Origin of the sequence: Emticicia aquatica, from assembly GCF_923079645.1 — a bacterium.
GTDB lineage: Bacteria > Bacteroidota > Bacteroidia > Cytophagales > Spirosomataceae > Emticicia > Emticicia aquatica.
Genome location: NZ_CAKLPY010000004.1, coordinates 90,383 through 103,276, shown reverse-complemented (window position 1 = coordinate 103,276; position 12,894 = coordinate 90,383). Strand labels below are relative to the sequence as shown.

Sequence of the window (12,894 nt, the reverse complement as noted above, 5' to 3'; positions counted from 1 at the left end):
AAGGCTGATATATAGAGAAAAGTATTAGCAATAGCTTAAATTATAGTAAATTAATACAGTTTTTGCTTATTTGTTTTGAGATAAAGAATCGAAAAATATAATTTTTAGCACTTTTTTAGTTGTTGAAGTAATTTTAAATCTATCATCAGGACGATGTTTAATAACCCAAAAAATATGGTTGTTTGAAGTGAGTAAAAATATGTTTTTTTTAAGATGAATAGCTATTTTATTATCAATTAAAAAGTCTGAAATTTTCTTTTTTCCGCTCATTCCAAGTGGAATAAACCAATCTCCTTCTTGCCATTTTCTAAGTGTAATCGGGAATGATATTTTGTCAAAATCCACAAAAAGAGTGGTGTTTTTTTTGTCAAAATTAGTGCTTATTTCTGAAATGTCAATGATTGAAATTTCCAAATTTCCACCTTCAAATTTTACTATTTTATCACTGTCTTTTATAATAATTGTATGTTCTTCTTTTACATCATTTTCCAAAATTTTTATCACCAATTCTTCTCTATCTTTTAGAAGCGTATGTGTTCCAGAAAGAAACATTTTTCCCGAAAGACCATCAATAGATTGATAAATTTCTTTTGATTGAAAATAATTAAAGCCAAATTCTTTGAGTAATTCTTCCAAATAATAATGTGCTGATTGCCAATGTTTTATTTCTGAAATTTTCAAGTATAAAATGCCATTTTCTTCTCTAATAATTTGTTGCTTGAAGTTGACGAGATTTTTACGAAAGTCATTTTCAATAGCCTGAAATCGGTCTAAATTTCGAGCAAAAGTTTCATCAAAATTTGGGTTGATTTGTTTTAATAATGGCACAACTTGGTTGCGAATTAAATTTCGTTGGTACTCATTGGAAGCATTGGAACTATCTTCTCGCCAAGTCAATTTATTTTCTGCTGCATATCGTTCAATTTCTTGACGAGATGCAAACAAAAGTGGCCGAATGATTCTTTCTTTTTTTGACAAAATGCCCTTTAAACCCGAAATTCCAGTACCTTTTGTTAGATTCAGCAAAACAGTTTCGATGCTATCGTTGAGGTGATGTGCAGTTGCAATAAAGTCATATTTTAATTCTTTTCGCAAGGTTTCAAACCATTCGTAGCGTAGTTTTCTAGCCGCCATTTCGATAGAAATATGATTTGCTTCAGAAAATACCTTGGTCTCAAACTTTTTAGAATAAAATTCGATGTTTTTTGTTTTGCACCATTGTTCGACAAAGATTTTATCTTCCTCAGAATCTTGTCCTCTCAATTGAAAATTGCAGTGAGCAACTGCAAACCGAAAGCTTTGATTGTGGTTGTTTGCCTGACAAAAAAGGTCGAGCATTGTCATGGAATCTTTACCTCCACTGACCGTAAGCAAGATTTTATCCGTTGACTTAAATAATTTTTGCTCGTTAATATATGTTAAGAAGGCATGAAGCATCAAAGCAATTGCGTAATTTTGTGAACAAATTTAGAATTTTCAATCGAAGATGATTAATATATTTTCAAAAAAGTGCTTTTTGAGCAAAAAAATGAACACAAAACATCTGCTAGGAAAGTTGATGGGACTTGTGCTGATTTTTATTTCCTCCCTAACTTTTGCCCAAAAACCGCTTAATCCACCACCGCCGCCGCCAACTGGCTCACGCATTAATTTGTTGAGTTCTGATAGTTTAGTTGGCATCAATCAGTTGCCGTATTATACTCGTCAGTTTTTGGGAAATGTATCATTTCAGCATCGAGGAGCCATTTTATATTGTCAAAGTGCTACGCAAAATGAAACGACCAATACGCTCGAAGCTTATGGGAAAATTAAAATTGTGCAAGGAGATACGTTAACTATTACAGGTGATACACTGTATTACGATGGAAATACAAGATTTGCTCGTGTTTTGGGCAAAAAAGTGGTTTTAACAGATAAAAAAGTAACGCTTACGACAAGAGTTGTTGAATATGATATTCAACGAAATCGAGCTTATTATCCTGTAAGAGGCGTTATTGTGCAGGATTCGAGCATTTTACGAAGCGAAAAAGGATTTTATAATACCAGAAGTAAAATTTTTAATTATAAAGAAAACGTCGAAATTGTTAATCCAAAATATACCATCACGTCGGATAGTTTGCAATATAATGCCCGTACCAAAATGGCTCTTTTTAAAGCACCAACACTCATCAAAAGTAAGGACGGAGATATTGTTGCAAATGCAGGAAGTACTTATAATACGCAAACCCAACAATCAAATTTTAAGGGACGCTCAAAAATTGTCAATGAAGATTATACGTTAACAGGTGATACACTGAATTTCGACCAAAAAACAGAATCAGGTTTTGCCAAAGGAAATGTTGAGTTAGTTTCAAAAAAAGACAAAGTTATTTTAACTGGAAAAGTAGGTGTTCGGGATGGAAAAACAGGTTTTACGAAAATCTTAGGCAATGCTCTCATGCGGAATACTGCCGAACGAGACACCCTTTATTTGAGTGCAGACACGCTTTATGCTTACGAAAGAAAGGACTCACTTGTGGCAAAAACTGATACTTTGAAGAAATCGCAAGCGTCGCAAAGTACAGCCGCAAAAATGGAAAAATTGATTGCTTTTGGTCATGTAAAAGTTTATCGTTCGGATATGCAAAGTCGATGTGACTCGCTTTTGTATGATTTGAAAGATTCTGTTATTCATTTTTTTACAAAACCTATCATTTGGAGTGTTCAAAATCAATCTGAAGCTGACACGATTCACGTATATATGAAAAACAGTAGAGTCAGTCGAATGTACATGATTAATCAAGGTTTTGTAATTGCCAAGGATACCGCTCAGAACTTTAACCAAATCAAAGGTAGAAAAATTACAGCCTTTTTTAACACAGAAACTCGTATTGAACAAGTGGTAGTTGAAGGTAATGGCGAAAGTATTTACTATGCTTTGGATGATAAAAATAAACTAATTGGTGTAAATAGAGTCGAATGTAGTAAAATGAATATGAGGTTCAAAGAAAATCAAGTCAATCGAATATCATTTCTCGGAAAACCCGATGCTAAATTAGTTCCGCCAACCGAACTTACCAATGACACCAATCGTTTAGAAGGATTTAATTGGCGATTAAAAGAAAAACCTACGAAAGAAGAAGTTCTTGGCGTGAAATTTGCTTCAAAAACCGAAGGGAAATAGTGTGAAAAATACTTTTATAAGAAGAATTGATGTCGAACGAAAAAAAGTTTCTTTTTATTGCAACCATTTGAACAAAAAAACAGTCTTAATAATATAAAATAATTTGGATTTTATTAAACTTAATGTATATTTGTAGCATTCCTAAAAATATACGTGCAGAATATAAAGATATTAAGCTCTTTCTATGGTTAAAAATTTACAAAAATATTTATCAGTACTCATTGGAATCGTCGTTTTATCCAATGCCGCCTTCGCTCAAGTTGAGAAGGGTCGGTCTCGTTTGGATATTGGGAAGAAGCCAACTACGGCTGTTAAAACTCCACTTCAAAAAATGGCATTTGTGAGTAAACCGATGCCTTCGGAGGTGAAGTTAAACAAACCTTTGGTGGTCAATCAGTACTTCAGAAATGCCTTGTTGAGCGGTTCATCAAAACCGATTATTTCAAAAACATCTAACAGTGAAGTTGCAACCAACTATGATAAAAATGTTGGTGTTGAAAATAGCGACAAATTATATTCAAGTGAAAAGATAACGGTTTCGAATATTTATCCGAATCCTGCGAATGATTATGCAACAATTGATTATAATATCACTGGGAATGTAAATGAAGCGAGTATGTCGTTTTATAACTTATTAGGACACGAAGTTGCAGCTTACGAATTAGATAAAAATGACCGAAAACTGAAAGTTCAAACAACATCTTGGGATTCGGGAATTTACCTTTATCAATTAGTAATTGATGGTAAAAAAGTAGTTACAAAAAAATTATTAGTAAGACATAACTGATAATTTAATAATATAATAAAATCGGATAAGTGCTTGATAAACAAGTATTTATCCGATTTTTTTTGTTTATTGCAATCTACATTATGCGTATGAAATTTTATTTTTCAAATAAAAAGTTTCAATTTAGAATAAGAAACATAATAAAATGTAATAATATTATATAAAAAAGAATACAATGTCACTACCAAATATCTTTACAAAGACAGTTTCTGATACAATTATTCAGAGAATTAACCAACTAACTCCGGCTACTCAATCCAAATGGGGTAAAATGAGTGTTGACCAAATGTTAGCTCATTGCTGCGTATCTTATGAATTGGTTTATGATGGTATTCATCAAAGACCGAATGCTTTTATGAGATTTATTTTGAAAATGTTGGTCAAAAATACGGTTGTGAATGAAGTTCCTTATAAATATGATACCAGAACAGCCCCACAATTTATTATAAATGAAAGCAAAAATTTTGAAGCTGAAAAGGAGCGTTTGATAAATTATATCAAAAAAACTCAAGAACTAGGTGAAGAATATTTTGATGAAAAGGAATCTCATTCGTTTGGAAAATTGAATAAAACCGAGTGGAATAATTTGTTTTACAAACATCTCAATCATCACTTGACTCAGTTTGGAGTTTAAAATAAAATATGTTTTTTTATGAAAGCGTACTGAAATTCGGTACGCTTTTTTTCTCATGATTTGGCCAAATTCTGAAATTTGAAATTCAAACAATTTGGCATTTATTTTTTTTGAATATGGCTAATAAAACTTTACTAATCAACCGAGTAGCAGTTTCAACTTTCTTTTTTGTAAATGGTTTTTTGTATGCAAATTGGACTTCGCGTTTGCCAGAATTACAACGGTTTTTTGGTCTAAATAATGCCCAATTAGGTTCGGTATTGTTTTGTATTGCGTTAGGTTCAATGGCTGCAATGCCGTTTGCTGGTTGGCTAGGAAGTAAATTCGGCTCTGATAATATTGTTAAAATTGCTTCGCTATTATTTTGTGTGGCTATTCCGTTGGTTGCTATCTCACAAAATGAATGGGTTATTCGACTTTGCTTTTTCTTTTTAGGAGCCACTTCTGGTTCGATGGATGTTACAATGAATGGGCAAGCTGTTTTGGTAGAACGTTTGTGGGGGAAAATTATTTTCTCGTCATTTCATGGTATTTTTAGTATTGGCATGGCAATCGGAGCTGCTACGGGTGGCATTTTTTCGAACTTTCAAATTTCATTAATATCGCACTTGGTTATAATAGGCTTTTTTGGTGTTTTGCTTGTTCTTTGGGCGTCCACAAAATTAATAAAAGATATTCCGATGGAAACCGAAATAGTTGTTTCGGAAGAAAAAACAGATAAACTCTTAGCTTTAAAAACAATTTTACCATTTGGAATTATTGCTTTCTGTTGTATGACTGGTGAAGGGGCTATGGTAGATTGGTCAGCTATTTTTATGAATAAAGTAATCGGGGAAAGTGAGGTTTTAAGTGCATGGGCATTTGGTACTTTTGGTGTTGCCATGACAATTGGACGAATATTTGGTGATTATTTTACACTTAACCTAGGAAAACAAAAACTCATGCTAATTGATGCAATTCTGGCAATTTTAGGACTAGGAATTACAATCGTTTTTGTTTCAGTTTGGAGTACATTCGTAGGCTTCTTTTTGGTTGGTTTAGGACTTTCTACAATTGTACCTATTGTATTTTCGTCTGCAGGAAATCTTAAAAATATCAGTCCATCAGCTGGTATTTCGATGGCTACATCCATTGGATATACAGGTTTTTTTATCGGTCCACCAACAATAGGTTATTTGGCTGAAGCTTTCGGTTTGCGAGTAGGTTTAGGTTTTGTGCTATTTTTGTTTGTGTTGATGGCTGGAATTTTGTTATTTATTTTGAGAAAGAAATAAGATAAACATAAAACAAAATGGAGGTAAAATTAACTTTTACCTCCATATTCTTTTATAGATTTCCACTTGCTTTTTTATACCTTACGCTTGCAACCAAAAAACTATAAATACTACTAAGATATTGATTTTCAGCGTTTTGTAATGAATATTCTGAGTTTTTTAGGTCTGAAATCACTATTACACCTTTCTCGAATCTGAATTTATCGGTTTCTAAAATTTGTTGGGCAAGGATGATGTTTTTCTTCGCTTCTTCCAAATTGAGTTTTGATTGCTGTAAAGTATTCCAAGTACTTTTTGATTCATAATTGAAGTCGTTTTTCAAACGCTCCATATTTAACTGATTGATTTTCTGACGAATCACAAAATCGTGGCTTGAAAGTTTTGCTTGTTTGCCATCAAAAATCGGAATATTCGCACGAATACCAATGTAATTTGATGGAAACCAAGTTCCATTGGCAAATGGATTAAAGGTTTCGGAAAGTTGGAAAAATGAATAATTTCCATAGGCCGAAATGGTTGGCAGATTTCGACTTTTCTGTTTTTGAACATTTAACTCATTGAGACGTAAGTTTAATTCTTCAGCTTTTATTTCAGTTCTTTTTTCTGTATTAAGTTGATTTTCAGTGATTTGTGAGTAATTTAGAATGGAAGATAGGTCTTCTGACGGCTCGATTTTATCGTTTGTATTCAACTGATATTGGAGCGTTACCAAACTTAATTCATAATCTTGTATATTTTTCGTTTGAGCCAATTTTGCATTACTTACGTCAAGAGAAAATTTGTCTAAATCATTTTTTAGAATCGTTCCTTGCTCAAATTTCACTTGTGCGGCATCTAAATATGCGTTGGCTCTTTGCAAGGCAATTTGTGATAAATGTAATTTTTCTTTGCTGAAAATAGCCGAAAAATAGGTTTCTGTTATACTTTGTTTTAAGTTTATTTTTTGTTGTTCAAGTGTGTTTTTTTGAGCGTCCGTTTGTGTATCATTTACCAAACGGTCGATTTTTTTATTGGCATCATAAACTTTTTGCTCCGCTTGTAAAGTAAAAGTATTATTGAAAGGTCTCCCTAACTGAACCGTGGTTTGAGACTCAGTTGAACCAGGCAAAGCAAAAGGCAAAACTGTCGTTTGTAATTGCGTATTCCAGCGTACATCACCACTTGCATTGACTTGGGGAAGCCATTTTGCCTTAATTTTATTATTTTCGCTATTCGCAATCTGTATATTTAATGCTTGAGTTTTTAACTCAATACGGTTGTCAATTCCTTTTTGAATCGCTTCATTAAGCGTGATTTTTTGTGCAAAAATATTAAATCCTTGCAGGCAAAAAGTAGTATATATAACAGTTTTGGAAATTACTTTTTTCATATTTCTCTATATTTTCTCAAATCTAAAAATCTTATTTGGATGAATTGTTTTTTTCTAGCTAAAACGGAAAAAATACACCATAAAACTGTGAAGTTTTGATGTTAAAATTCAAGTAAAATCAATTTTTTACTCAATTCCTAAGTTCTAAACACAGCCGCAGGTTCGAGTTTTGTGATTTTTCTCATCGCCAAAAGACTACCCAAAATAGCGATAAATAAGGTCACGCCTATCAAAAAAACAACCAAACCAATAGTAACTTGAATATTTAGACTGGTTTTGGTAGCCTGTACAAAGCCAAAAAGTAAAAAATAAGCCACAATAAAGCCAACGATAGAATAGATAGTTGCTTGCCAAAGAATTAATTTTCTAATTACACCGTTTGTACCGCCAATTGCTTTGATAGTTCCGTAATCTTTGATACGGTCATTGACAGCCGAAAACATAGTAAGTCCAACAATAGCAAAACCTGTAATGATAGCAAAAACTACCAAAAGTCCAAATGATGCCACAATTCCACTATTTAGAGCAAAATATTTGAGACTTTCGTCGGTATAAGTTTTCCCATCACGGGCTTTAACTCCAGGAATTTCTTTATTAATAGCTTTAATTACCTGCTCGACTGATGCTCCATTTTGCCATTCGACCAAAAATGCAGAGGCTTTAGTTGTTGGTACTTTACAAAGTTTCCTGGCTCTTTCAACGGTTGTGAAACCATAAGCTACACCTAATCCTTTTGCTCCTTTGGTTTGCCCAACCATCACAACTCGATTTCCATTATACTCGAAATGGTCGCCCATTTTTATGTTTTTCTTTAAAATAGCATCATAAGAATCTGTGATAACCGCTCCTTCTTGCAATAAATCTTGTAGGTTTCCAATGGCAAAATTCCAAGGGCCGCCAGCATAAGAAGGAGCTTGTGTACCTATCATTGTAATACTAGTTTTTGTACCATTACTAAATTTGGCACTTCCTCCACCAACAATCAACTGATTAACTTTTTTAATGCCTGTAATACTCATTAACTCTCGGTAAATACGCATATCAAGTAGCGGTAAGTCACTGACCTGCTGACTTTTATCGCTAACTACCCAAATATAGTTTTGGTTGAACTTTGCTAAAGAAATAGTACTATTGAGGAGTGAAAAACAAATGCCGAGTTGCTGTCCAATCAGGAAAACGGACAAAATGATACCAAACAAAATACCAAACATTTTGGCTTTGTCGTACCACATGAATTTGAATGCTTCTTTTAACATAAATATTATGCTTTTAGCCTATAAAGATTTGCTTTTGACTACTGACATTAAAATACTTTTTTAACGAATGTCTCAATGTAAATAGCAGAAAATGATGTTTATTTTAACAAAATTACACAATCAACTCTACTGCCAATAAGCGGCATCTTGCCCGATTCTAAGCGAATAGAAACATCTCGTACACGGCGGTCTTCTTGTTCAGTTGATTGGTCTTTGAAAAGCGACTTTTGCTTCAAATAATCGGCTGCATAACTAACTGAGCCACGAGCGAGCGTATCACCTGTTGTTTGTGAAATAATGAAGGCTTTTTGTCCTAATTGTATTTTTTCGGCATATAGTTCATCAACTTCTGTTTTTGCAATGAGCGAGCCATTTGGTGCAAATTCGGCTATTTGTGAAGTGTTGTTGACATAATCGCCCGTTTTGACTGATACTTTTAGCACTTTTCCTGAAACTAACGAATTGACTTTTTTCTGATTTACTACTGTTCGGAAATAACTAATATCGGCTTCAAGTTCATTGATTTTACTTTTTGATTGCTCAATACTTGCAACAGCCGTTTCAACATCTTTCGCTAGTTTATCAACAGTGGCTTTGCTATCATCGAGGGTTTGTTTAGTTTGAGCATTTCCTTCATACAAACTAAGGTTTCGTTCGTAGGTTTCACGAGCATTTTTAAGGTTAGTTTTAGCAGCTTCCAAATTTGCTTGACTTACTGCAATAGCAGCTTTTTGTGTGCCGATTTTACTTTCTGATTGAGCTAATTGAGCATTTTCAAGGTTGTTTTCAATGGTTAATAAACTTTGTCCTTTTTGCACAATTTGATTTTCTTTGATTAAAACCGCCAGTACTTTTCCATTGGTTCCAGCAGTCAAATTCAAGATTCCATCTTCTGGCTCGATGCGGGCAACACCTAAAATTTGATTGTTAGTTGTAGGTAATTTTGCGAGCGAATCAGCCTTTACTTTTTCAGCATCTTCTTTCTCTTTTTTATTACAAGAAGCTAATAATGTGATAGTTACGAATAATAAAAGATATTTTTTCATAAAATTAATGTCGATTATTCCCATTACGGGAACGAAAGTTTTTTTATTTTTTAATGTGCTTGTTGTTTAAAAATTTCAGCTGCAAAACCATTTTTAACTTCTACAACTCTGTCGGCATATTCTTGCAAACGTGGGTCATGGGTTACAACTGCGACTGATTTTCCTTGTCTAGCTAGGTTACGGAGTTCGTTCATAACAATACTCAAAGAGTCTTTGTCGAGCGAAGCAGTTGGTTCGTCACAAAGAATTAGTTTTGGATTGGTCACCAAAGCTCTTGCAATAGCGATGCGTTGTTGTTGTCCTCCTGAAAGTTCTTTTGGTAAATTTTTGCGACGGTCGGTCATATCAACAATTTCTAAGGCTTTTTGCACTCTTTTTTTTATTTCTGAACTCGACACACCTTGAAGTTTTAGCGGTAAACCTACATTATCTTCGGCATTAAGTGGAGCTAATAAATTGAAACTTTGAAATACAAAACCGATTGTATTGAGGCGAAGTTTGGCTAAATCATTGGTTTTAAGGTCGTTGATATGTTTTCCATCAACCCATAAATCACCGAAAGAAGGATAAATAACACAACCCAACAAGGAAAGAAGTGTTGTTTTACCCGAACCAGAAGGGCCAATGATAAGCATCAATTCGCCTTCGTTGAGTTTTAAAGTTGTTGCCTGAAGTGCTACAATGGTTTGGTCGCCAGTTTGGTATTGTTTTCCAGCACCTTTTAGTTCTGCAATCATTATTTTAGAAACCTTTTTATATAAAACTGCTTTTGAGCGTAATTGTTAATTTTATTCTCAAATGTAACTTATAAATATAGTCATTATTATGAGATTGAATAGTATTATTAAATATCCATAGTTTTAGGATTTTTTCTCATTAACAATCATTAACAAAATGAGGAGTAAACCTTTTCATAAGGATTTATATCTAAGTATTAAATTTCAATAAATAGGAAACTTTAATATTAGAAAACCAAAACTAGCGGGTCGCCGCCCAAAACTATGAGAAAACTAATGATTGTGGCAATGTTGGTAGCAAGTGCTGCCGTGGCCAACGCACAAAGAGGAAATGACCGTGATGATGCTTATGGACGACGTGGTAACGATAATGGACGCTACGATAGAAACGATAATTATGGTAGAGGTGGCTATGATAAAATTGATAGTTATCAACGTGAAGCCCGTCGTCAAATTGCTTTTGGAATCGAAACAGGTCGTATTACTTCTCGTGAATCAAAGCGATTATTGCGTGAAGTAGAGCAAATTGAGTACAAAGAAAATCGTTACAAACGTGATGGTGTGCTTGATCCTCGTGAACGTAAAGATTTGATAGAAGATTTAACGGTTTTGAATCGTTGGATAAATCGTGAAAAACGTGATGGTGACCGTGTATCTTATGATGATTTCAGTCGAGGACACCGTGACAATGGACGCTATGATGACCGTTATGGTAGAAGATATTAATCTTTGTTTTGGATAAAAAAGTAAAAAGCTTGCATGATTACTCAATCATGCAAGCTTTTTTTATTGATTAATCGAAATAAACTAAACTTCTTCCGTTTGTAGTTGTTTTTCGTAAAGCTCACGGTAACTTCCACCTTTTTCATAAAGAACATCATGTGTGCCTTCTTCCACTACTTCTCCATTGTCTAAAACCAAGATTTTGTCTGCCAATTTTGCTGATGAAACTCGGTGAGAAATAATAACCGAAGTACGGTTTTGCATAATTCTTTGCAAATTATTTAAAATAATGTTTTCAGTATTTGTATCAACGGCTGAAAGACAATCGTCCAAAATTAAAATCTTTGGTTCACGGGCAATCGCACGGGCAATCGAGAGTCTTTGCTTTTGACCACCCGAAAGTGTGATACCTCTTTCTCCAAGCTTTGTTTGAAATTTATCAGGAAAACTCATGATATTGTCGTACAAATCGGCATCTTTTGTAGCTTGAATGATTTGCTCTTCGGATAAATTTGGCGAGCCAAATTTGGCATTATTCATAATGGAATCCGAGAATAAAAATACTTCTTGCGGAACATAACCCATTTGACTACGGAGGTATTGAACATTGTAATCTTTTATCGAAGTTCCATCAAATAAAATATCTCCACTAGTGGTATCATACATTCTTACTATGAGATTCGCAATTGTACTTTTCCCTGACCCAGTTGTACCGAGAATCGCTACTGATTCACCAGCTTTTATCTCAAGATTGAAGTTTTTAAGGGCTTGAATACCCGAGTCAGGGTAAACAAAATTAATGTTTTGGAAGCTAATATTACCTTCAATTTCTTGGATAATATTTTTCTTGGATACAATTTCTGATTTAATATTTAAGAACTCATTGATACGTTTTTGTGAAGCTGCTGCTCGCTGTATTTGACTCGAAGTCCAACCAAGAGCAATGAGCGGCCAAGTAAGCATAAAAACATACATAATAAATTCGGTCACGTTTCCAGGAGTCAATCGGCCAGCGATAATTTCTTGTCCACCAACGTAAACGCACAAAACTGTACTCAAACCAATCAATAAAGCAGTTGTTGGAGAAAAAAGCGAATCAACCCGTGTCAAAGCCAACGATTTTGATTTATATACATCACTTTCAGTTGTAAAACGTTTTGCTGAATCATCTTCACGTGCGAAGGCCTTCAAAACCCGAATTCCCGAAAATGCTTCCTGCACAAAAGTAGAAAGATTTGAGAGGCTTTTTTGAATTTCTTCAGAACGTTTATTCATGGTTGTACTTACCATAAAAATACTTGCTGAAAGCACAGGCATTGGTAGCAAAACCCACCAAGTAAGACGAGTATTGACCGAAAACATATAGCTTAAAACCAAAACGACCAACACAAACATATTCATCAAATACATGAGCGATGGCCCGACGTACATCCTTACTTTTCCAACATCTTCCGAAATTCTAGCCATTAAATCGCCAGTGTTATTTTGGCGATAAAAGCTCAACGGAAGGCTTTGATAATGAGCATAAATTTCGTTTTTTAAATCAAATTCGATGTGGCGAGACATGACAATAATGGTTTGACGAACGGCGAAAAGGAAAATTCCTTTCAAAATTGCCATTGCCAAAATCAACAAACCGTAAATGCCGATGCTTGTTGTAAAGACATCGTACATGTTTTTTTGTGTCTGCGAATTATCAAAAAGAAAATAAATATCAATCGTTTCCTTTACCAAATCAAGAGCATGACGCACAATTTGGGCGGGTAAAATGCCAAAAAGGTTGGAAACGATTGTGAAAATGATACCCAAAATTAAGTACCATTTATATTTTAGAAAGTATTTGTTGAGATAAGCGAGGTGTTTCAAACTGAATGATATGTTATTGGTTAGCTACTACTCTTAATT

The 12,894-nt window shown here is 34.0% G+C and carries 11 protein-coding genes; 5 read left to right on the top strand and 6 right to left on the bottom strand.

Annotation, left to right across the window (positions count from 1 at the left end; all coding sequences use genetic code 11):
* Nucleotides 1–66: 66 nt before the first annotated feature.
* On the bottom strand, nucleotides 67–1,437 hold the full coding sequence (gene tilS / locus MJQ71_RS18440) for a tRNA lysidine(34) synthetase TilS (RefSeq protein WP_238808381.1): 1,371 nt from the start codon (nucleotides 1,435–1,437) through the stop codon (nucleotides 67–69).
* Between the two features lie 91 nt (nucleotides 1,438–1,528).
* On the opposite strand from tilS, the gene MJQ71_RS18435 reads away from it, so the two are divergent.
* The 4 genes from MJQ71_RS18435 to MJQ71_RS18420 all read left to right on the top strand — a co-directional run bounded on the left by MJQ71_RS18435 (nucleotide 1,529) and on the right by MJQ71_RS18420 (nucleotide 5,858).
* Nucleotides 1,529–3,163, top strand: a complete 1,635-nt coding sequence (locus MJQ71_RS18435) for an OstA-like protein (protein ID WP_238808380.1) — start codon at nucleotides 1,529–1,531, stop codon at nucleotides 3,161–3,163.
* 184 nt (nucleotides 3,164–3,347) lie between these two features.
* Nucleotides 3,348–3,950: a T9SS type A sorting domain-containing protein gene (locus MJQ71_RS18430; RefSeq protein WP_238808379.1), complete on the top strand. Its 603-nt coding sequence runs from the start codon at nucleotides 3,348–3,350 to the stop codon at nucleotides 3,948–3,950.
* A 175-nt stretch (nucleotides 3,951–4,125) separates the two neighbouring features.
* Complete coding sequence (locus tag MJQ71_RS18425) at nucleotides 4,126–4,584, top strand: DUF1569 domain-containing protein (RefSeq protein WP_238808378.1); 459 nt, start codon at nucleotides 4,126–4,128, stop codon at nucleotides 4,582–4,584.
* Nucleotides 4,585–4,700: 116 nt separating this feature from the next.
* Nucleotides 4,701–5,858: an MFS transporter gene (locus tag MJQ71_RS18420; RefSeq protein ID WP_238808377.1), complete on the top strand. Its 1,158-nt coding sequence runs from the start codon at nucleotides 4,701–4,703 to the stop codon at nucleotides 5,856–5,858.
* Between the two features lie 52 nt (nucleotides 5,859–5,910).
* Here the strand turns inward: MJQ71_RS18420 and MJQ71_RS18415 are convergent, their stop codons facing one another.
* The 4 genes from MJQ71_RS18415 to MJQ71_RS18400 form a co-directional block, all read right to left on the bottom strand.
* Entirely contained in the window at nucleotides 5,911–7,227 is a 1,317-nt protein-coding gene (locus tag MJQ71_RS18415) for a TolC family protein (protein ID WP_238808376.1), read from the bottom strand.
* A 137-nt stretch (nucleotides 7,228–7,364) separates the two neighbouring features.
* Nucleotides 7,365–8,483 carry an ABC transporter permease gene (locus tag MJQ71_RS18410; RefSeq protein ID WP_238808375.1) on the bottom strand — a complete coding sequence of 373 codons (1,119 nt, stop codon included), beginning with the start codon at nucleotides 8,481–8,483 and terminating at the stop codon, nucleotides 7,365–7,367.
* A 98-nt stretch (nucleotides 8,484–8,581) separates the two neighbouring features.
* A complete protein-coding gene (locus MJQ71_RS18405) occupies nucleotides 8,582–9,529 on the bottom strand; it encodes an HlyD family secretion protein (RefSeq protein ID WP_238808373.1) in 948 nt (315 codons plus the stop codon).
* 50 nt (nucleotides 9,530–9,579) lie between these two features.
* A complete protein-coding gene (locus MJQ71_RS18400; protein WP_238808371.1) occupies nucleotides 9,580–10,266 on the bottom strand; it encodes an ABC transporter ATP-binding protein in 687 nt (228 codons plus the stop codon).
* A 264-nt stretch (nucleotides 10,267–10,530) separates the two neighbouring features.
* On the opposite strand from MJQ71_RS18400, the gene MJQ71_RS18395 reads away from it, so the two are divergent.
* On the top strand, nucleotides 10,531–10,992 hold the full coding sequence (locus tag MJQ71_RS18395; protein ID WP_238808369.1) for a hypothetical protein: 462 nt from the start codon (nucleotides 10,531–10,533) through the stop codon (nucleotides 10,990–10,992).
* A gap of 81 nt (nucleotides 10,993–11,073) precedes the next feature.
* Here the strand turns inward: MJQ71_RS18395 and MJQ71_RS18390 are convergent, their stop codons facing one another.
* Nucleotides 11,074–12,855, bottom strand: coding sequence for an ABC transporter ATP-binding protein (locus tag MJQ71_RS18390; RefSeq protein WP_238808367.1), 1,782 nt, complete (start codon nucleotides 12,853–12,855; stop codon nucleotides 11,074–11,076).
* Nucleotides 12,856–12,894: the final 39 nt, after the last annotated feature.

Bases quoted from the DNA above. Each gene is read 5' to 3' on its own strand.
- tilS (WP_238808381.1), bottom strand. From the start codon at position 1,437: ATGCTTCATGCCTTCTTAACATATATTAACGAGCAAAAATTATTTAAG.
- MJQ71_RS18435 (WP_238808380.1), top strand. From the start codon at position 1,529: ATGAACACAAAACATCTGCTAGGAAAGTTGATGGGACTTGTGCTGATT.
- MJQ71_RS18430 (WP_238808379.1), top strand. From the start codon at position 3,348: ATGGTTAAAAATTTACAAAAATATTTATCAGTACTCATTGGAATCGTC.
- MJQ71_RS18425 (WP_238808378.1), top strand. From the start codon at position 4,126: ATGTCACTACCAAATATCTTTACAAAGACAGTTTCTGATACAATTATT.
- MJQ71_RS18420 (WP_238808377.1), top strand. From the start codon at position 4,701: ATGGCTAATAAAACTTTACTAATCAACCGAGTAGCAGTTTCAACTTTC.
- MJQ71_RS18415 (WP_238808376.1), bottom strand. From the start codon at position 7,227: ATGAAAAAAGTAATTTCCAAAACTGTTATATATACTACTTTTTGCCTG.
- MJQ71_RS18410 (WP_238808375.1), bottom strand. From the start codon at position 8,483: ATGTTAAAAGAAGCATTCAAATTCATGTGGTACGACAAAGCCAAAATG.
- MJQ71_RS18405 (WP_238808373.1), bottom strand. From the start codon at position 9,529: ATGAAAAAATATCTTTTATTATTCGTAACTATCACATTATTAGCTTCT.
- MJQ71_RS18400 (WP_238808371.1), bottom strand. From the start codon at position 10,266: ATGATTGCAGAACTAAAAGGTGCTGGAAAACAATACCAAACTGGCGAC.
- MJQ71_RS18395 (WP_238808369.1), top strand. From the start codon at position 10,531: ATGAGAAAACTAATGATTGTGGCAATGTTGGTAGCAAGTGCTGCCGTG.